The organism is Kitasatospora sp. NPDC088783, assembly GCF_044750705.1.
Taxonomy (GTDB): domain Bacteria; phylum Actinomycetota; class Actinomycetes; order Streptomycetales; family Streptomycetaceae; genus Kitasatospora; species Kitasatospora fiedleri.
In genome coordinates, this window is the sequence record NZ_JBIVKJ010000002.1 from 713,278 (window position 1) to 732,454 (window position 19,177).

At 74.1% G+C, this 19,177-nt stretch carries 14 protein-coding genes; 10 read left to right on the forward strand and 4 right to left on the reverse strand.

All coding sequences use genetic code 11. From position 1 onward, the window contains the following. Window positions 1–128: 128 nt before the first annotated feature. On the reverse strand, window positions 129–1,298 hold the full coding sequence (locus tag ACIP60_RS07505; RefSeq protein WP_400681064.1) for a helix-turn-helix domain-containing protein: 1,170 nt from the start codon (window positions 1,296–1,298) through the stop codon (window positions 129–131). Between the two features lie 457 nt (window positions 1,299–1,755). On the opposite strand from ACIP60_RS07505, the gene ACIP60_RS07510 reads away from it, so the two are divergent. The 5 genes from ACIP60_RS07510 to ACIP60_RS07530 all read left to right on the forward strand — a co-directional run bounded on the left by ACIP60_RS07510 (window position 1,756) and on the right by ACIP60_RS07530 (window position 7,504). Then, entirely contained in the window at window positions 1,756–2,700 is a 945-nt protein-coding gene (locus ACIP60_RS07510) for an esterase/lipase family protein (protein WP_400681067.1), read from the forward strand. Between the two features lie 517 nt (window positions 2,701–3,217). Continuing rightward, window positions 3,218–4,624 (forward strand): family 2B encapsulin nanocompartment shell protein, encoded by a 1,407-nt coding sequence (locus tag ACIP60_RS07515; protein ID WP_400681069.1) that lies wholly within the window; start codon window positions 3,218–3,220, stop codon window positions 4,622–4,624. 259 nt (window positions 4,625–4,883) lie between these two features. Next, window positions 4,884–5,783, forward strand: coding sequence for a hypothetical protein (locus ACIP60_RS07520; RefSeq protein WP_400681071.1), 900 nt, complete (start codon window positions 4,884–4,886; stop codon window positions 5,781–5,783). 153 nt (window positions 5,784–5,936) lie between these two features. Next, window positions 5,937–6,701 (forward strand): hypothetical protein, encoded by a 765-nt coding sequence (locus ACIP60_RS07525; RefSeq protein ID WP_400681073.1) that lies wholly within the window; start codon window positions 5,937–5,939, stop codon window positions 6,699–6,701. A gap of 188 nt (window positions 6,702–6,889) precedes the next feature. Then, window positions 6,890–7,504 (forward strand): hypothetical protein, encoded by a 615-nt coding sequence (locus ACIP60_RS07530; protein WP_400681076.1) that lies wholly within the window; start codon window positions 6,890–6,892, stop codon window positions 7,502–7,504. 48 nt (window positions 7,505–7,552) lie between these two features. Here ACIP60_RS07530 and ACIP60_RS07535 read toward each other — a convergent pair whose 3' ends face one another. Next, window positions 7,553–8,308, reverse strand: coding sequence for an alpha/beta hydrolase (locus ACIP60_RS07535; protein ID WP_400681079.1), 756 nt, complete (start codon window positions 8,306–8,308; stop codon window positions 7,553–7,555). 269 nt (window positions 8,309–8,577) lie between these two features. Between ACIP60_RS07535 and ACIP60_RS07540 the strand changes: the two genes are divergently transcribed. The 5 genes from ACIP60_RS07540 (at window position 8,578) to ACIP60_RS07560 (ending at window position 13,794) form a co-directional block, all read left to right on the forward strand. Further along, a complete protein-coding gene (locus tag ACIP60_RS07540) occupies window positions 8,578–9,078 on the forward strand; it encodes a MarR family transcriptional regulator (protein WP_400681081.1) in 501 nt (166 codons plus the stop codon). 127 nt (window positions 9,079–9,205) lie between these two features. Continuing rightward, window positions 9,206–10,639: an MFS transporter gene (locus ACIP60_RS07545; RefSeq protein ID WP_400681083.1), complete on the forward strand. Its 1,434-nt coding sequence runs from the start codon at window positions 9,206–9,208 to the stop codon at window positions 10,637–10,639. A 203-nt stretch (window positions 10,640–10,842) separates the two neighbouring features. Next, the gene (locus ACIP60_RS07550) at window positions 10,843–11,382 is read left to right on the forward strand and encodes a GNAT family N-acetyltransferase (RefSeq protein ID WP_400681086.1); all 540 of its coding nucleotides are present in this window, start codon (window positions 10,843–10,845) and stop codon (window positions 11,380–11,382) included. Between the two features lie 591 nt (window positions 11,383–11,973). Continuing rightward, on the forward strand, window positions 11,974–13,230 hold the full coding sequence (locus tag ACIP60_RS07555) for a cytochrome P450 (RefSeq protein WP_400681575.1): 1,257 nt from the start codon (window positions 11,974–11,976) through the stop codon (window positions 13,228–13,230). Between the two features lie 216 nt (window positions 13,231–13,446). Continuing rightward, window positions 13,447–13,794 carry a PRC-barrel domain containing protein gene (locus ACIP60_RS07560; RefSeq protein WP_400681087.1) on the forward strand — a complete coding sequence of 116 codons (348 nt, stop codon included), beginning with the start codon at window positions 13,447–13,449 and terminating at the stop codon, window positions 13,792–13,794. Window positions 13,795–14,029: 235 nt separating this feature from the next. Here the strand turns inward: ACIP60_RS07560 and ACIP60_RS07565 are convergent, their stop codons facing one another. Next, entirely contained in the window at window positions 14,030–14,584 is a 555-nt protein-coding gene (locus ACIP60_RS07565; protein WP_400681090.1) for a hypothetical protein, read from the reverse strand. A gap of 240 nt (window positions 14,585–14,824) precedes the next feature. Beyond that, a complete protein-coding gene (locus ACIP60_RS07570) occupies window positions 14,825–19,129 on the reverse strand; it encodes a hypothetical protein (protein WP_400681092.1) in 4,305 nt (1,434 codons plus the stop codon). Window positions 19,130–19,177 lie beyond the last annotated feature (48 nt).

A 19,177-nucleotide genomic window follows, 5' to 3' on the forward strand; every position in this document is an offset into this window, starting at 1 on the left:
CGCGTCCCGGGCCGGAGCCGGGGGGCGGCCCTGGGCCAAGGGGCGGCCCGGGGCCAAGCGGCCCGGGGCCAAGGGACGGGCCGTCAAGGAGCGGGCCGTCAAGGAGCGGGCCGTCAAGGGGCGGGCCGTCAAGGGGTGGTGGCGGTGGCGCGGAGGGCGATCTCCAGTTCGAGGCGGGTGTCGGGGGAGGCGAGGGCGGGCCCGAAGAGCTGGTGGACCCGGTGCAGCCGCTGCCGGGCGGTCTGCGGGTGGATGCCCAGGCGGGCGGCGACCTCGGGGGCGGTGCCCCGGCCGGTCTGGAGCCAGGCCAGCAGGGTGGCGGCGAGCCGGTCGCGCTGCTTGGGGGTGAGCGGGGCGAGCGGGGCCAGGCGGCGTTCGGCGATCAGGCGGACCAGCGCGGGGTCGGTGAGCAGCAGCAGGTCCGCGTAGCGCTCGCGGCAGTCGACCGGGCGCTGCGGCGGCTCCGGCAGGGAGGCCCGGACCAGCCGGGCCCAGCGCAGCGACTGCGCGGCGAGGGCGGGCGGCACCGCCGGGCCGATCACCGCGCCGCGCCCGTGCAGCGCCGCCGCGAGCTGCGGGTCGGCGAGCGGGGCGGCCGGATCGGGCAGCAGCAGGTGCGGCTGCGGGACGTCCAGCCCGGCCAGCACGTACTCGGGCAGCCGGGCCGGCGGCGCGGACGGCTGCCGGTGCGCCGGGCCCGGGTCGAGCGAGACGGCGGCGACCTGCGCGGGCAGCGGCCAGTCCGCGAGCCGGGCGGCGGCGGCGAGTTCGGCCGGGTCGGCGCCCGCCAGCAGCAGGTCGTGCAGGCGGTGGCGGGCCCGGCCGAGCGCACCGGCCCGGTCGGTGCGGGCGTCCACGTAGCCCTGGACGCTGGCCGCGGCGACCTCGTCGATGTGCGCGAACACCGCCTCGGCGAGGGTGACCAGCTGCTCCGCGGCCAGCCCGCGGCGCCGGGCCACCCGGGCGTACCGGCGCCAGGCGATCCGGGCCCCGAGCCGGAACGCGGCCTGCAGGGCGTCCAGGCTGCGGCCCTCGGAGAGTTCGCCGCGCCCGAGCGAGCGGTACACCCGCAACTGGCGCGGACCGGGCGCGGGCAGCCCGGCGACCCGGTCGGTGAACTCGGCCAGCGCGGTCTCCACGCCCTGCTGGATTCCGGTGCCGAATTTCCCGGAGAGCGGCCGGGAGAATTCCGGGACGGCGGATCTGATCTCCCGGATGATCTCGGTCGCGAGGGATTGCTGTTCGGCTCTGAGTTCGGTGGAGAAATCGCGTGGCAGCCCCTCCCACGGTCCGCCCAATTCCGCTCCTCGGGGTAGCGATAATCCGTCCGTCCGGCGTCCGTCCGGAGTCCGTCCGTTGGTGTTCCGGCGGCGTTCCGGCGGAGGCGCGGCCGGTTCCGCCGGGACAGGGGGAGTATGCGGCGGGGTTACCGGCCGGTCAATAGGTTCGGCACAAGCTTGCGGCCCCGTACGGCACCCGGCGCGCGCGGAAACACTGACCCGGATGACAGTTCCGCCGGAGGGGGGACGGAATTCCTGGCACCTTCGGATGGACTTTCCGGGAACGCGTGCGCCGTGTGTTGACGACGCGTCAAGCCGCTCCTAGCTTCATGGCGACCCGGGAAAGCCCGGGGGCGGCCGACCGAATTCCGGCACCGAAACGGACGGCGGCGCACACCGGAGCCGGCCGGAGCGAACCGCGGTGCGGACGGCGGGGCGGGCGACCGAGCGGACGACCAGGCGGAGGGTGTACGGAATGCGGAGAAAGAGCGTACAGGCGGCCGTGCTCGCGGCACTCGCGGCGACGGCACTGCTGGCCGCCGGAGCCCCGCCCGCGGCGGCGAGCGGCAACCGGCCGGTGGAGACCCACTTCTCGATCGGCTTCGTCAAGGGCTTCCTCTTCCCCGGCGCGAGCCCGGACGGCGCCAACGACTGGTCCTGCCGGCCGTCCGCGGCCCACCCGGACCCGGTGGTGCTGGTGCACGGCACGCTGGAGAACCAGAACGACAACTGGGGCGGCGCGGCCCCGCTGCTGGCCAACCAGGGGTACTGCGTCTACGCCTTCAACTACGGTGGCCCGTCGGCCGGTTCACCGGTCCAGGGCACCGGCTCGATCGCCGACGGGGCCCGGACGATGGCCGCCTTCGTGGACCGGGTGCTGGCCGCGACCGGCGTCGCCAAGGTCGACGTGGTCGGCCACTCGCAGGGCGGGATGCTCCCGCGCTACTACCTGAAGAACCTCGGCGGCGCGGCGAAGGTCGGCAAGCTGGTCGCCCTGGCCCCCAGCAACTACGGCACCACCCTGGACGGCCTCACCGAACTCGGCCGCCAGCTGCGCATCCTGGAGCCCGCCAACGACTTCCTGTCCGGCCCCTGCCCGGCCTGCGTGGAGCAGGAGATCGGCTCGCCGTTCCTCACCGCGCTGAACGCCGGCGGCGGGACCGTCCCCGGCGTCGAGTACACGGTGATCGCCACCAGGTACGACGAGGTGGTCACCCCGTACACCAACTCGTTCCTGCCGCCCGGCCCGCACGTCACCAACATCCTGGTCCAGGACCAGTGCGCGCTGGACGCCACCGAGCACCTGGAGATCGGCTACGACCCGGTCGCGCTGACGGACGTGCTGAACGCGCTGGACCCGGCGCACCCGCGGCCGGTGCCGTGCCAGGTGGTGCTGCCGGTGACGGGGCCGCTGCTCTAGGCCGGACCGCTGCCCCGCAGCCGCAGCCGCAGCGGTAAGCGGTAAACGGCGGCGACAGCGGTAGGCGGTGGCGGTGACGGTGGGGCCCGGCGGCTCGGAAGCCGGGCCCCACCGCGCGCCCGGCGGGCGGTGGTGAACGCCGCCGCCGTCGCGCGCCCTCCCGAGCCCCCGGAACCCCCGCCCGCCGGGGGCGTTCGCGCGTCCGGCCCCCGCGGGCGGGCAGCGGCGCAGGCCGGAGCCGGTCCGGACCCGGGCGCGCCGCCTGACGCAGTGTCAGCTCGGCCAACCCTCCGCGGGCCAAGGTTCACCTAATCGGGTGCACGATGGGCCGCACGGGCGATCCGCGGGCCGGAACGATCTAGTGTTCCGGAGGCGGCGGTGAGCGCGCTGGACAGCGCGGTTCCGAACCCCGCCGACACTTTCCGCTTTCTCTGCCCATACCCCGCCCATGCCCCAGCACACTCACGGATCTGACGGACCGTCAGTTTCCGTGCGAGACGAAGGAGAGCCCGGCCCGATGTCCGTGGACAGCAGCCCGGAGACTCAGCAGGCGCAGCGCCAGCAGACCAGCCTCACCACCGCCGCGGCCCGCAACCTGGCCACCACGACCAAGTCCGCGCCCCAGATGCAGGAGATCACCTCCCGCTGGCTGCTGCGGATGCTCCCGTGGACGCAGACCTCCGGTGGCACCTACCGGGTCAACCGCCGACTGACCTACACGGTCGGCGACGGCCGGGTCGAATTCATCCAGACCGGCGGCGACGTCCGGGTCATCCCCCGGGAGCTCGGCGAACTCGCCCTGCTGCGCGGCTACGAGGACGACGAGGTGCTCACCGCCCTGGCCGACCGCTGCCAGCAGCGCGACTTCCGGGCCGGCGAGGTGCTGGTCGAGCGCGGCGCCGCGTCCGACAAGATCCACCTGGTCGCGCACGGCAAGATCAACCAGGTCTCCACCGGCAAGTACGGCGACGACGCCGTGGTCGGCGTCCTCGGCGACGGCGACCGGTTCGGCGAGAACGCCCTGCTCGACGCCGACGCCACCTGGGACTACACCGCCACCGCCAAGACCGCCGGCACCCTGCTGACCCTCAGCCGGGCCGACTTCGAGGCCGTCCTCGCCCAGTCCGACACCCTCCAGGCCCACATCCGGGACTTCGCCAGCCTCCCGCTCCAGCGGCAGAACGAGCTGGGCGAGGCCGAGATCGCGATGTCGGCCGGGCACGAGGGCGAGCACCTGCTGCCCACCGCGTTCGTCGACTACGAGCTCAAGCCGCGCGAGTACGAGCTCTCCATCGCGCAGACCGTGCTCCGCGTCCACTCCCGGGTCGCGGACCTGTACAACCAGCCGATGAACCAGATCGAGCAGCAGCTCAAGCTCACCGTGGAGGCGCTGCGCGAGCGCCAGGAGCACGAGCTGATCAACAACCGCGAGTTCGGCCTGCTCTCCAACTGCGCCTTCAACCAGCGCATCCAGACCCACTCCGGCCCGGCCACCCCCGACGACCTCGACGAGCTGCTCAGCCGCCGCCGCGACTCCGAGTTCTTCCTCGCCCACCCCAAGGCCATCGCCGCCCTCGGCCGCGAGTTCAACGCCCGCGGCCTGTACCCCGACACCGTCGACCTCCAGGGCCACAAGGTCCCGGCCTGGCGCGGCGTCCCGATCCTGCCCTGCAACAAGATCCCGATCACCCCGGAGAACACCAGCTCCATCCTGGTGCTGCGCACCGGCGAGGACAACCAGGGCGTCATCGGCCTGCACCAGACCGGCATCCCGGACGAGTACCAGCCCAGCCTGTCGGTCCGCTTCATGGGCATCGACGAGAAGGCCGTGATCAACTACCTGGTCACCGCGTACTACTCGGCGGCCATCCTGGTCCCGGACGCGCTCGGCGTGCTGGAGAACGTGGAGATCGCGCACCGCTGAGCGGCCGCCCGACCACGGCTGCCGCCGGCCGTAACCAAACGGCGGCGCACCACGTTGAGGGTGCGTCGGATTGATCATGCCGATCCGTTTCTGCACAAGCAGCGCACGCTGCCGCCGCAGCCGGAACGGTCCGGTCCTCCGACGCGCCCTCGACTGCGCTCCGGCCGGACCGGCCGTTCCGCGACGGGGCGCGACGCACCGGAACCCCGCAGTTCAGACGCCCATCGCGCACAGCCACTCGGAAGGTTGGACCACGCCCATGCAGCGCAACGACCGGCCGCCCGCGGACGGCGGAACGGAGGCGGCGGCCTTACGCACCCGGGCGGCTACCGGCGCTCGGGCCGGGGCCGACGCCCGGGCGGGCACCGGCAACCCGCGGGCGCACCGGCAGCGGCACCCCCGCCCGCAGATGCGGCGCGGCGCGCGCACCGCCGCGGCCCTGGCGGGCGTCGCCGTGGTCTGCGCGGTGCTCACCGGCGCCACCCAGGCCGCGTCCGCCGCCCGCGGCCCCGGCGGGCACGGGGACGGTCGGCTCGACATCTGCATCAAGGTGCACACCTCGGTCGACGCCGCCGGTGTGCACGTCGAGGTGAACGCCGGTGTCGGGGTCGACGTCCCGCTCCACTCGCAGGGCGGGAACGGACAGGGCCACGGCGGGGGAGGCGACCACTGGGAGGACGGGCACGGGCACCACTGCCACCCCAAGCCCACGCCCACCCCGATGCCGAAACCCACCCCGACACCTACGCCGACGCCCAGCCCGAAGCCCACGCCCACGCCGACGCCGACCCCCACGCCGAAGCCGAAGCCCACCCCCGCGCCCACCCCGAAGCCGGTGCCGACGCCCACGCCGACCCCGCCCCGGGCGGTGGTCCCCGTGAAGCCCGCGCCCGTCCCGGTCCGGCCCACCTCCGAGGTGCCACCGCCGCCCGCGCCGCCGCCGAGCCCCGCGCCGACACCGTCCGCCCCGAGCCCGGCACCCGCCCGGCCCGCGCCGGTCGTGCACCTGCCGCCGCCACTGGCCGCCGAGGCGCCCAAGCGCCGCGGCACCCCGACCACCACCCGGATGCTGGTGGTCACCGTCCCCGCCGTGCTCGCGGCGGCCGCGCTGCGCCCGCGCGGGAAGTCCGGCGGCGCCGGACGCCGCGGCCGTTCCTGACGCACCGCCAGGGCGGCGGGCGGACAGCTCCCGTCGATCCCCGTCGATCCCCGTCGGCCCGCGCCGACCACCGTCGGCCCGCGCCGACCCCGTTCACCCTCCGGACCGGACCTGCCGGGCCGGACGGTCCAACTGTTCAGGAGAGGACCCGTCATGTCCGAATGGCTGGCACTCGCCCTCGCGATGGCCGGGGCGTGCCTGGTCGTCGTCGCGGTCGTGCTGGTGAGACACCGCAAGGCCGACCAGGACGAGGACACCTCGGAGACGCCGGACGTCATCGAGTACATCACCATGATGATCGGCGTGGTCTACGCGATCGTGCTGGGCCTGGCGATCGCCGGCGTCTGGGAGTCCCGTTCCGCCGCGCAGGACGACGTGCAGACCGAGGCCCAGTCGCTGCACGAGGTCAGCGCCCGGGCCGAGGTGTTCCCCGCCGACTACCGCGCCGTGGTCCGGAAGGACGTCGACACCTACGTCTCGTTCGTGGTGGACACCGAGTGGCACTACATGCGCACCCACGGGGAGATCAGCCCCCAGGGCACCGAGCTGCTGGGCAAGCTGCGCACCGACGTCGCCGAGCGGGAGCCGCAGAACGACATCGAGGCGCAGGCGTACCAGGCGATGATGGACAAGATCGCGGTCGCCGACGAGGCCCGCACCTCGCGGGGCGGCAACGTCGGCCCGACCATGCCGGGGGTGGTCTGGTTCGGCCTCGGCGTCGGCGGGCTGGTCACCGTCGGGATGCTGTTCGCGCTCCAGATCCGCCGCTCGCGGCGCGAGTTGGTCCTGGCCGGCACGTTCAGCGCGCTGATCGGGTTCCTGCTGTTCCTGATCTGGGACTTCGACGACCCGTTCGGACGCGGGGTGTCCGTGACCACGGACCCCTTCGTCAACCTGTTCCCGTTCCTGGGCAACTGACCGGTCGGTGTCCGGTTCGGTGCGTCAACCGTCCGTCCGGTGAACGGAACCGACCGGAGCCCGGGAACACCGGGTGGCGCGCGCCGTACCGGAGCGGCACGCGCACTACGCTGGAGACGACCGCCCGCGACGCCGACGGGGGCCTGGTGCGGGCGGTCGACGGGGAGAGCCCGAGGGGGAAGCACGACATGGGGAAGCACAGCGCGACGAGCACGCCGACGGCGGCGGACGGGCGCGGCGGGGCCGTTCCGGACGGGTGCGGCGGTGCGGCGGCGGGGAAGTACGCCAGGGTCGAGCGGGAGCGCCGCTTCCTGCTCGCCCGGGTGCCCGCCCCCGGCGCCGTCACCGTCGCCCGCCGGATCACCGACCGGTACGTCGAGGGCACCCGGCTGCGGCTGCGCCGGGTCGAACGGCTCGACACCGGCGAGTGCACGTACAGGCTCACCCAGAAGGTCCCCGTCCCCCCGGGCGAACCCGGCGCGGTCCAGGGCCTGATCACCAACCTGTACCTCTCCGAGCAGGAGTACGCCCGACTGCGGGCGGCCCTGCCCGGCCCCGAGCTGACCAAGACCCGGCTGAGCGTCCCCCCGCTCGGGGTCGACGTCTTCGAGGGACCGCTGCTCGGACTGGTGCTGGCCGAGGCGGAGTTCGACACCGCCGAGGATGCAGAAACGTTCGTCCCGCCGCCCGGCTGCGTCGCCGAACTCACCGACGACCGCCACTTCACCGGCGGCCGGCTGGTCCGCACCGACCGCGAGGAACTCCGCGACGGCCTCGCCGGATACGGCGTGGCCCTCCCCTGAGGCCCGGGGAGGGGCGGCGCCCCGGCGGCCGGGGCGCCGCAGTGCGGGCTACCTCAGGTGGCGGGCGAAGAAGCGGGCCCCGGCGTCGAGTTCGAACGCGGGGACGCCGGTGTGGCCGCCCAGGTTGGCGTGCAGGGTCTTCTCCCGGGAGCCGAAGGCGTCGAACAGGTCGAGCGCGGCCTGCCGGTCGTTGCCCTCGTCGTCCCACTGGAGCAGCACCTGGAGCGGGACGGTGACCCGGCGGGCCTCCTCGAACACGGCGGCGGGGACGAAACTCCCGGCGAACAGGACGGCCGCCGCGATCCGCGGGTCGGCCAGGGCGAGCCGGATGCCGACGGAGATCACCCCGCCCTCGTACCCGACCGGCCCGTCGATGCCGGGCAGGGCGAGCAGGGCGTCCAGCGCGGCCCGCCACTCCGGGACGGCCCGCTCGACCAGCGGGAGGACCAGCGCGTCGACGATCTCGCCGCTGACGGGCTCGCCGGCCTCCAGCACCCGGCGCAGCTCGGCGCGGGCCTGCTCGACGGCCTCCCAGCGGGGCCGCTCGCCGCTGCCGGGGAGTTCGAGGGTGGCGGAGGCGAAGCCGTGCCGCGCCGCGTAGTACCGGGCCCGGCCCGCCAGGCGCGGGTGCATCCGGCGCAGCCCGAGCGGCGGGTGGCCGATCAGGATCAGCGGGGTGGTGCCGTCGGCGGACGGCGCGGACCCGGGGGTCCACAGCAGGCCGGGGACGTCGCCGAGGGTGAAGGCGCGCTCCAGGACGCCGTCCTCGAGACGCCGTTCGGAGGTGAAGCGGAGGGTGCTCATGGCGGTGGTGCCTTTCGGGAGTGCTCAGGAACGGCGCTCCCGGACGACCTACTGACGCCCGACCGTGGCCCCGGAGGGGAGCACCCATGTCGATACTGCGTTCACGGGTACCACCTCCTCGGTCTCTCGCACGGCCTCCGGCAACCTAGCAGCGGCCGTGGCGGCCTGCCAAACGGCCCCGCGCGGGGGCCGGGGGCCGGGGTCGGGGACCGGCCGGAAACCTACAGGGAAACTGTACATTCGGCGGGCGGAAACCTAGGGTGGGAAGCATGAGCGAAGCCCCCGAGCCGGACGCCGCGCCCGACTCCGACCCCGCGCCCGCGCCTTCGCCCGGGCCCGAGCCGTCCGCCGTGCGCGCCTCGCAGCAGGTGCGGTCGGTGATCGGGAAGCTCCGCCGCCGGCTCCGGGCCGCCGCCGGCACCGGGGACTTCACCCTCACCCAGGCGTCCACCGTGGGACGGCTGCTGGACAGCGCGGGCGTCGGCCTCACCACCAGTGACCTCGCCGCCGCCGAGGGGATGCGGCACCAGTCGATGGCCACCACCATCGCCGCCCTGGCGGCCGAGGGCCTGGTCGAACGGCGGCGCGACCCCGAGGACGGCCGCCGGCTGCTGATCGCCCTCACCGCCGAGGGCCGGCGCCGCGGCGAGGAGGGCCGCCGGGCCCGCAGCGAGTGGCTGGCCGCCGAACTCCAGCGCAAGTGCACCGAGGAGGAGCGGCAGACCGTGATCGCGGCCATGGCCGTCCTCGAACGGCTGGTGCACGACTGACCCGACCGCGCCGACCCGACCGCGCCGACCCGGCCGCGCCGACCCGGCCGGAAGGCACGCCTCCCCGCGTCCCTACTCACCTCCCCCTCCCCCCCACACCCCACCCCCAGCGAGCGGCAGAAGCACCATGACCGACCACAAGACCGTCGCGAGCAACCCCGCCGTACCGGCCGAGGCGCCCGCGATCGACCGCCGGCTCGTCCCCCCGATGGTGCTCGGCTCCGTCCTCAACCCGATCAACTCCACCATCATCGCCGTCGCCCTCGTCCCGATCGGGGCCGCCCTCGGGGCCTCGCCCGCCCAGACGGCCTGGCTGGTGTCCGCGCTGTACCTGGCCACCGCGCTCGGGCAGCCCGTGGTGGGACGGCTGATCGACCTGTTCGGGCCGCGCCGGCTGTTCCTCGCCAGCACCAGCCTGGTCGGCGTCGCCGGGGTGGTCGGCACCCTCGCCCCCAACCTCGGGACGCTGATCGCCGCCCGGGTGGTCCTCGGCTTCGGCACCTGCGCCGGCTACCCCGCCGCGATGGCCCTGCTGCGCGCCGAGGCCCGGCGCACCGGACGCGACAGCCCCGCCGGGGTGCTCACCCTGCTCGCCGTCGCCAACCAGACCGTTGCCGTGGTCGGCCCGCTGCTCGGCGGACTGCTCACCGGCCTCGGCGGCTGGCGCAGCACCTTCGCGCTGAACATCCCGCTGTCGCTGCTCGCCGTCACCCTCGGCGCGCTCCGGCTGCCCCGGCAGGAACCGCAGGAGCGGCCGGAGCGGCGACCCGGCGACCCGGGCCCGCTGCGGCGGATCGACCTGCCCGGGATGGCGCTGTTCGCGGTCCTGCTGCTCTCGCTGCTGCTGTTCCTGATGCACCCGCACACCGACCGCTGGTACCTGCCGCTGCTCACCCTGGCCGCCGCCGTCGCCTTCACCGTCCGCGAACGCCGCGCCGAACACCCGTTCATCGACGTCAAGGTGCTCGGCGGCAACACCCCGCTGCTCACCACCTACGCCCGCGCCCTCGCCGCGTACGTCGTCGCGTACGCCTTCCTGTACGGCTTCGCGCAGTGGACCGAGGAGGGCTTCGGCCTCTCCCCGATCCAGGCCGGGCTGGTGCAGGCGCCGACCTTCCTGGTCGGCATCGGGGTCTCGGTCCTGGCCGGGCGGCGCGGCGGCATCCGGGCCATGCTGCTGACCGGCGCCGCCGGCCAGATCGCCGCCTGCCTGCTGATGCTCGCCCTCGGCGTGCACAGCCCGCTGTGGGCGCTGCTGCTGCTGGCCGTGGTCTTCGGCATCCCGCAGGGCGCCAACGGGCTCGCCCTGCAGAACTCCGTCTTCCTGCAGTCCGACCCCGCCCGCACCGGCTCCTCCGCCGGGCTGCTGCGCACCTTCGCCTACCTCGGCTCGATGGTCGCCTCCGCCGGGACCGCCGCCGCGTACGGCCCGCACGCGGGCACCGCGGGCATGCACCAGCTGGCCTGGATCATGCTGGTCGCCGCCGTGCTCTTCCTGCTCCTCACCGCCTTCGACCGCACCCTGCGCACCCTGCGCACCCCCGCGTCCGCCGCCCGCTGACTCCCCGCCGTGGCGGCGGTCCCACTCGGGCGGGCGGGCGGCGGAGCGGGCCTGGCCGTCCCGCACGCTGGTGTCGGACGGGGCGGAGACGGTCGCGGCGGACTCCCGGGCGGATGGGACGGTCGGTGTGCGGACGAGCCCGGTGCGGGAACGGGCCCGGGTGGACGGGAACCGTGGACCTCCGGTGCGGCAGGATGGCGGGCATGGAACTGCCCCGGACGATGCCCGACCTCCCGGCCGCGCACGGGTTCCGGCTGCGCCGCTGGAGCCGGGACGACACCGGCCTGATCCGGGAGGCGTCCACCGACCCGTACATCCCGCTGATCACCACCGTCCCGGCGCCGTACACCGAGTCGGGCGCGGCGGCGTTCGTGGAACGCCAGTGGCGGCGCACCGAGATCGGGACGGGCTACCCGTTCGTGATCGTCGACCCGGCGGGCCGGGCGGTCGGCCACGTCGGCCTCTGGGTCGGCGAACTGCCGCTGCGCGGCTGGGCGACGGTCGGCTACTGGGTGGCCGCCCCGGCCCGCGGCCGGGGCACCGCCAAGGTGGCGCTGGACGCCGTCGTCGGCTGGGCGCTCGACGAACTGGGCGTGCCAGGGCTGGAGTTGTCCGTGGAACCGTGGAACACCGCATCGATCCGCACCGCCGAACGCGCCGGCTTCCGGTGCACCGGCCTACGACCCGCCCACCAGGTGGTGGACGGGCGCCCGCGCGACATGTGGCGCTACGTCAGGCCGTAGCCGGGCCGACACCGGGTCCGCCCGGCGCCCGCGGTCCGTCGGCGGCCGGCGAGCTGCCCGCCCCGCTCGCCGGCCCGCTACGTCCGCGCGGTCGAGAGCGCCCGGGGGCCCGGAACCGCGCGAGATCCTCGTTCCCCCGCGAGAACGCCGGCCGCCGGGCGGGCCGCCGCTTCCTCGCCCAGCATGGCGCCACCGCCCCGGACGACCGCACCCACGCCCTGCCGACCCGCTTCGACGGGCTGGTCGCCGCCGCCCCGCGCCGGCGCCGCCCGCGCCCCCCGTTCCTGCCCCTGTCTCTGCCTCGCTCTGCCCCTCGTCCCTCACGAGGCCGTGGCCGGGGTTCGGAGGCGGGCGTGAGTACCGGCGGGCGCCGGGGCGGCGCTCCTGGTCGGGCACGTACGAGGTAGTCGGGGTATGTCGGAGCGCCGGATCGTTGGCCGAGGTGCGTTGCCGACCACTGTCGCGTACGTGTTCGTGTCCCGTCGCTTCGGCCCGCGTGAAGGAGCCCTCGTGGAAAGCCAGTCGGAGAACCGCTCGGAGAGCCAGCCGACCCCGTCGGACCACCCGTCGGACCACTCGTCGAACCGTCCGCTGAACCGGCCGTTGAAGTGCCCGGTCGACCACTCCGTGCTCGTCCTGGACCCCACCGGGCGGGCCCGGGACGCCGAGACCGCCGAGCTGATCGCGCGCGGGCCCGCCACGCCCGCCGACATCCTCGGGGTGCAGGCGTGGGCGGTGTCCGACCCCGACCTGCTGGAGGAGCTGCTCAAGGACCCGAGGGTCGCCAAGAACGGCCCGCAGCACTGGCCCGACTACCCGCAGGTGGCGGCCGGTTGGCCGCTGGCCCTGTGGGTGACGGCCCGCAACATGTCGACGACGGACGTCGAGCACCACCGCCGGCTGCGCCGCCTGGTGAGCGCGGCCCTCACCCCCCGTCAGGTCGCCGCCCTGGCCGACCGGATCGAGCGGATGACGGCCGGGCTGCTCGACGCGGTCGCCGCCGAAGGCGCCGGCGGGGTGCCGGTCGACCTGCGGCAGCACCTGGCCCGCGCGCTGCCGATCCTGGTCATCTCCCACCTGCTCGGCCTGCCCGACGAGCTGCGCGACGGCTTCTGCCGGTACGCCGAGGGGGTCTTCGACACCACACTCACCCCGGAGCAGTCCCAGGCCAACAACGCCGCCCTGTACGCGGTGATCGCGACGCTGGTCGCCGCCAAGCGCGAACGGCCCGGCGAGGACATGACCTCCCTGCTGATCGCCGCCCGCGACACCGAGGGCGACGGCGGCGCCCTCACCGAGGACGAACTGCTCGACACCCTCATGCTGGTGATCGCCGCGGGCTACGAGACCACCGTCAACCTGATCGACAACTCCGTCGCCCTGCTGCTCACCCACCCCGACCAGCTCGGCCTGGTGCGCGCGGGCAGGGCGGGCTGGGACGACGTGGTCGAGGAGTCGCTGCGCCGGGAGGCACCCCTGGCGCACCTCCCGATGCGCTACGCCCTGGAGGACATCGCGCTGCCGGGCGGGCTGACCGTCCACCGCGGCGAGGCGATCCTGGCCTCCTACGCCGCCGCCGGCCGCCACCCCGCCCGGCACGGCGACAGCGGCGCGGAGTTCGACGTCACCCGGCAGGCCAAGGACCACCTCGCCTTCGGCCACGGCCCGCACTTCTGCCTCGGCGCCCCCCTGGCCCGCCTGGAGGCCCGCACCGCCCTGCGCGCCCTGTTCGAGCGCTTCCCGCGCCTGGCCCTCGCCCCGGGCACCGCGCTGGAGCCGGTCGAATCGCTGATCTCCAACGGTCACCGCACCCTGCCGGTCCTCCTGGAGGGCCCGGCCGAGGTCTAGGAGATGCCCGTGCGACCGGGGCTGCCGCCCGGGCGGCAGCCCCGGTCCGCCGACGGTGCCGCGCGGTGGGGGAGTCCGAGGTCGGCCGGGGCGCGGAGGGCGCGTGCCGCACTCGCCCGATCGGGGGGAACGAGGACGGGACGGGCATCGCGGCAGCGGCCGGGGGTAGCCGGTGGCAGCAGGAAACGGAACCACCGACGAGGGAGGAAGGCCGTCATGGCCGAGGGGATCTGGGACTGGGAGAACGCCGAAGGGTACGCCACCGGCGTCGACCTGACGGACTACCGGGTGGAGGCGGCGGACGGCCGCATCGGCAAGGTCGACAAGCACAGCGAGGACGTGGGCGACGCCTACCTGTTGGTCGACACCGGCCCGTGGATCTTCGGCCGCGTGGTGCTCGTCCCGGCGGGCACCGTCACCCGGATCGACCACGACGACAGGTCGGTCTGGCTGAGCCGGACGACGGACGAGATCAAGAACTCACCCGACTTCGCCCCGGGCGCACCGGCCGACGACCACGACCACCGCCGCAGCGTCGGCGCCTACTACCTCGGCACCGCCTGATCCCTCCTTCGCGGGGCTGGGGCCGGGGTTGGGGCCGCGTCCCGGGTGTGCCGGAACAACCCGACCAACCCGACCAACCCGACCAACCCGGCCACCGGATAGTCCGACTGCGCTGAAGAGACCTGGCAGCCCGCTTCGTCCCGGTCCTCCAACTGATCACGAGACCCATGCCCGCCCCGAGGACGGAGCCGTCGGGAGAGCGGTTGCTCCGGACACCGGTGCGGTCCCCGGGGTGTCAGGAGCCGGGCAGGCTCTTCTCCCTACCGCCGTCGCGCCTGCGCTCGGCCGTCCAGGTCAACGCGGCCGACGTCAGGAGAAAGGCGGCAGCGGTGGCCGAGACCGTCGAGAGCGAGCTGGTGGCGAAGGCCGGAAGGATCACCAGGGCCAGGAAGAGGGGCGGCACGGTGGCCAGTGCGGTTCCCCAGCGGTGTCCGCGGTGCTCGGCGAGACAGCCGCCGGCGGCCAGGGCCGTGCAGCCGCCGAGCAGCGGGACCAGGACGAACGCGAGAAAGGACGCGTAGAAGAAGGCGGCGAGCGTCAGGCAGCCGACGAGTGCGGCGGTGACGGCCGCCCAGACCGCGGGCGTGCGCAGGACCGGCCGTCCTCCGGCCAGGAGCGGGGGCAGGGCGGCCCACAGGGCCGCTGCGGGGAGCAGACCGGCCACGATCCCGTACGGGAGGTCGGCCGCCGAACCCACCGCGTCGGTGGCGACGGCGGTGACGGTGAGGGTCGTGGTGAAGACGGGCGAGGTCGCCGTGAGGGCGGCGCGGACCAGCTGGGGGGTGTGCATGTGCATGGGTTCTGGGTCGGGTGGTGGGGGGCCCGGGCCGGGCCCCCCCCCCCCCGGGGGGGAGGGGGGGGGGGGGGGGCGGGCCGGAACACAAGCGGGTGGGGGGGGGGGCGGGGGGGGGTCGTGTTTACGCGGGGCGCGGCCGCGGTGCGGGCGGCGCGGCCCTCGGGGGGGGTGGGGGGGGGGGCGGGTGGGGGGGGGGGGGGGGGGGGCCCGGCGCCGGGCCCCCACCACGAGAGGTTATCCGGCGTGGCTTCCGTCGTCGCAGAACATCACGGTCTTGGGACGGTCGACGGGGAAGTTCTCGGGCGTCGCCTGGATGGACCAGGGGTTGCCGCCGTTGCCCTTGATGTCGATGCCGCAGGTGCCGTACGCGGTGGTGGTGCCCGTGACACCGGGAATGGCGGAGAACTTGCCGAAGTCCCCGTGCTGCACCGGACCGCTGCTCGGTCGGCCGGTCTGGTCGACCATCCGGCCGTCCAGGTAGAGGAAGAGGTCGGGCATGTAGCTCTGGTAGGCGAGGCCCAGCGCGGGAGTGTTGTCCGGGTTGGCGGTGGCCTGGGTGGACTTCACGGTGCCGTCGGTGCAGAAGGCCATGCTGATGTTCTGCCAGATCGGCGGTGCCATGTTGTAGAGCGAGCCGCCCGAGAGGTCTCCGGTGCTGTTCTTGACGGCCTGGCGGAAGAAGGTGCTGTAGATGTCGCCCGCGGTGTCGGCGACCTCCCTGGGGACCGATCCCCGGTCGGCGAGTGCGGCGAGCTCGTTCGCCCAGGTGTTCATGGCGGCATCGGTGCTGGGCTGGGCGTCGAGGAGGCGGTAGCCGATGCTGCCACCGCTGACGATCTTCGTGTTCAGACAGGTGCCGCTGGAGTCGATCCGGGCGGGGCGGGTGCCCGGGACGTAGGCCTGGCCCGGGGTGATCCCCGTTTCGATGGGATTGGCGATCTTGGCAGTGGTGCCGTGGACGTTCGGGTCGGTGGCGGTGAAGCTCAGGTCGGGCAGAGTGATCCCGAGACTGCCGTAGTCGGCGACGGTGGCCTTCACGAACGCGGTGATGAACGGGGCGATCTCGGTGTTGCCGGTGCGGGGGGCGTAGACGACGGCCTCACTGCCGGGAACGATCTTCCCGTCGTCGCCGGCCACCCAACTGACCTCGATGTGCGTCTTGATCTTGTAGGAGTGGTCGTCGGTGTAGGAGTCGTGCGGGTCGATCACCGTGGGGGCGGGCCGGTTGGCGAACGCCAGCCAATCGGCGATGGTGTCGGTGCCGGCGGCCTCGACGTCCCTGCCCCAGTCCGCGGCGGCCCGGGCGGTGGCGGCGCCGACGCAGTCGGCCGAAGCGCCACCGGGCTGGCAGGTGGCGTAGTTGCTGAGCCCGTGCAGCGTCCGGCCGTCGTAGTTCCGGCCACCGGCGGTGCGGGCGTGGCCCCAGTCGTACAGGGTCTGGCGGGTGCGCATCGGGGTCGTGATGGCCGAGGGGGTGTCGGTGTCCAGGTTCTGGTGGCTGGAGAAGTTGGCGACCGCGTCGAAGGTGCGCTCGACGAACGTGCCGTGGACGGGGGCCACGGCGATGGCGTCGTAGGCGATGTCGGCGTCGCCGGTGCCGTGGTCGGTGACGTTGGACAGCCGGACGGTCGGTTTGCCGGCGAAGAGGAACACACCGAGGGGAACCCAGCGGTTTCCGGTGCCGGGCTGGGAGACCGTGCGGGACTTGGTGCCCTTCGCGGTGTCGATCTCGTACTTGGCCTCGGTGGTCTGGGCGCCGTGGTCGGGCAGGTGCACGAGGACCTGGGCCGGGCCGTTGACGTCGACGGCGAGCTTCCAGGTGCCGGTGACGGCGAGTCTGCCGCCTTCGGCCCCGGCGGTGCGGGTGTGCGCGAAGGAGAAGTGTCCGCCGAAGCCCGCGCCGAGCTGGTGGAAGTCGACCTTGGACGGGTAGTTGCCGGCGGCGTCCCGGGCGAAGTCCAGCGAGAAGGTTCCGTAGTTGGGCGGGCGGGTGCAGTTCGGACGGACGGAGGGCACCGTGTCGGGAAGGTCGTCGACGACCATCGCGCCGGCGGGCAGGCCGGTGAGCGTGCAGTTCGGCGGGTAGGCCGTGCCGTCCGCCTCCTCCGGGTAGGTGGTGTTGAAGCGGATGAGTTCGTTGCCGCAGCTGTAGGAGCAGTCGCCCTTCCAGGTGGCGGGCTTGTTGTACCAGCACTTCAGGTCGTACTTGCCACCCGTGGTGTGGGCGCAGGGGCCGGCCGGCTCGCCGACGACGTCGGGGGCGTTGGGGGTGTAGGACTGGCCGGGCAGGCAGGCGTTGCCGGCGTCGCAGAACAGGGTGGCGGGCGGTGAAGCGGTGTAGCGGTTGGCGTTGGCCGCGGCGCCGTCGGCGCCGTTCCACCAGGCCGCGCGGAAGCCGGCGACGGTCTTGCCGGGCGATTCGAGTCCCTCGATCGGGTACGCGGCCCAGCCGATGACCTTCTCCGGGTACGGCCAGTCCTGCGGGTGGGAGGCGTCCGCGTAGTTGTTGGCGTTCAGGAACGGCTTGCGGTTGGCAGGGTAGTTGGGGTTGGCGGGGTTGTTGGCCCAGCCGAGGCCCCAGGGGCTGCCGTCGCCGGCGTCGGCGTGGAAGCCGGAGTTGTAGGCCCAGGTGGCGTAGAACCAGTTCTCGGGCTTGGACCAGTCGCCGTTGTTCAGCTTCATCCCGGCCGCGGTGGTCTCGTTCCACTTCTGCTGCAGGGTGCGCAGACCGGCGGCGATGTTGGTGGCGTAGTCGAGGGCGACGGCCCGCTGGGTCTGGTACGCCATGGCCGGGGCGGCCCCGGCGGGGGTGTGCTCGGGCAGCCGCATGCCGTCGGTCTGCTGGGTGAGGCCGTAGCCGCAGTCGGCCTTGTCCCAGTGGATGTCCCAGTCGTCGGCGGTGGAGGCGTTGTAGACCGGGCGGCCGTAGTAGTTGCCGATCAGCGGATTGCCGGTGACGCCGGGGACGGCGTAGCGCGCGGCCTGCCACATGTTGGACTCCTGCGCGATGATGCCGAGCATGATCTGTGCGGGGACGTGTCCGCCGCCGTTGAGGGCGAGGGAGGGGAAGAGGCCCTGCGGCGAGTAGGCCGGCATGCCGAGGTTCTTCCAGTTCGCGGGGCGCTGGGTGTTCAGGTTCCCGACGACGGCCTGGTCGACGGCCCACTCGACCTGTCGTGGTTTGGGCTGCATGGCCTGGTTGCGCGGGTCGTTGCGCGGGACGGCGCAGAAGCGCTCCTCCTCGACCGGGTCGGACGGGGAACCCGCGGGCGCGGCCTGGGCGGAGAGCGTGCGCGGCGCGGCGCCGGAGACGCCCTGCGCAGTGGCGGTGGAAGCCGGAGCGGAGGCGGTGCCGGAGGCGGGTGCGGCGTCCGGGGTGACGGTGAAGGCGGTGGCCTTGCCGGTGTCCGGAACGCTCATCTCGATCGCCACCGGTCGGGGCTCGGCACCGGTGGCGGGCGTCAGCTGGACGCTCTGCTGATCGGCCCAGGCGGTGCGGTCGATCACCGCCCGGCCCTCGGTGGAGACGGTGGCGTCGTTGGGGGCCTTGACGTGCTTGACCTGGCGGGGCAGCCCGGCGACCTTGCCGGGCTCGCCGGTGATGAAGACCTTGCCGTGGGAGCCGGCGGCCAGACCGAGTCGGTCCAGACCGCCGGCCGCGAGGATGTCGGGCCGGCCGGGCTGCGGGGCCTTGCGGCTGTCGGCCGACGGCAGTCGCTTGACGCTGGCGTCGTTGCCCTTGTGGTCCATGAAGACCACGCCGCCGTCCGCGTCCGGCTTGAGGTGGAAGGGCACCGCGTCGGTCTTGGCGAGTTCGGTGCGCTTGCCGTTCGTGTCGATCCGGATGAGCCGCTCGGTGTCGGCGGCGACGACGGTGCCGTCCTCGGCCGGTACGGCGGAGGAGACCTGTCCCTCGACCGCGAGGGGCGCGGAGACGGTGCCGGTGGCCGCGTCGACGCGGATCAGCCGGGTGCCGGGGAGGTTCTCGTCGCCGGTCTGGGTCAGGACGGCCTGCTCGTCGGTGCCGCAGCCGGGGCTGTAGTACGCCAGCGACGCGTGGACCGGCAGTTTCGTGACCCGGCCGGTCTCCAGGTCGACGACGGCGGTGAACCCGCCGCGGCCGAACAGGTCCGCCTTGTTGGCGAAGGTGCGCGGCGCGTACACGGCGACCAGGCGCTTGCCGGAACCGGTGACGCAGGCGTTGCCGATCCACTGGTCGGCGTCCAGGCCCTCCTCGCGCAGGGTGGTGACGGTGTGCCAGCTGTAGCCGTCCTTGGCGTCGGCGGCGAGGACGTGGAACCCGTCGGCGTCGCCGGAGGTGGTCCAGGCCCGGTCCGTCGACTTCTCCCATCCCTTGCCGAGGAGTTCGCCGCGCTTGGCGGGCTCGACCGCGGACGGGTGGGTCGGCGCCGCGCCGGGCTGAGCCTCCGGGGCGGTACGGGCGTCGGCCCAGGCATCGGCGCCCTGGACCAGGGTGGCCGCCACGACGGTGGCCGCCAAGGCGGCGAGCGGACGTCTGGCACGTGGTAGGAGCCTCATCGGCTCTCCTTCGACTACGAGTGATCTTGTTTCGGGGGATGCCGGATC

Excerpts from the sequence above, each read along its gene's own strand:
- ACIP60_RS07565 (WP_400681090.1), bottom strand. The coding sequence starts at position 14,584 with ATGCACACCCCCCAGCTGGTCCGCGCCGCCCTCACGGCGACCTCGCCC.
- ACIP60_RS07570 (WP_400681092.1), bottom strand. The coding sequence starts at position 19,129 with ATGAGGCTCCTACCACGTGCCAGACGTCCGCTCGCCGCCTTGGCGGCC.
- ACIP60_RS07535 (WP_400681079.1), bottom strand. The coding sequence starts at position 8,308 with ATGAGCACCCTCCGCTTCACCTCCGAACGGCGTCTCGAGGACGGCGTC.
- ACIP60_RS07525 (WP_400681073.1), top strand. The coding sequence starts at position 5,937 with ATGTCCGAATGGCTGGCACTCGCCCTCGCGATGGCCGGGGCGTGCCTG.
- ACIP60_RS07560 (WP_400681087.1), top strand. The coding sequence starts at position 13,447 with ATGGCCGAGGGGATCTGGGACTGGGAGAACGCCGAAGGGTACGCCACC.
- ACIP60_RS07510 (WP_400681067.1), top strand. The coding sequence starts at position 1,756 with ATGCGGAGAAAGAGCGTACAGGCGGCCGTGCTCGCGGCACTCGCGGCG.
- ACIP60_RS07530 (WP_400681076.1), top strand. The coding sequence starts at position 6,890 with ATGGGGAAGCACAGCGCGACGAGCACGCCGACGGCGGCGGACGGGCGC.
- ACIP60_RS07540 (WP_400681081.1), top strand. The coding sequence starts at position 8,578 with ATGAGCGAAGCCCCCGAGCCGGACGCCGCGCCCGACTCCGACCCCGCG.
- ACIP60_RS07550 (WP_400681086.1), top strand. The coding sequence starts at position 10,843 with ATGGAACTGCCCCGGACGATGCCCGACCTCCCGGCCGCGCACGGGTTC.
- ACIP60_RS07520 (WP_400681071.1), top strand. The coding sequence starts at position 4,884 with ATGCAGCGCAACGACCGGCCGCCCGCGGACGGCGGAACGGAGGCGGCG.
- ACIP60_RS07515 (WP_400681069.1), top strand. The coding sequence starts at position 3,218 with ATGTCCGTGGACAGCAGCCCGGAGACTCAGCAGGCGCAGCGCCAGCAG.
- ACIP60_RS07545 (WP_400681083.1), top strand. The coding sequence starts at position 9,206 with ATGACCGACCACAAGACCGTCGCGAGCAACCCCGCCGTACCGGCCGAG.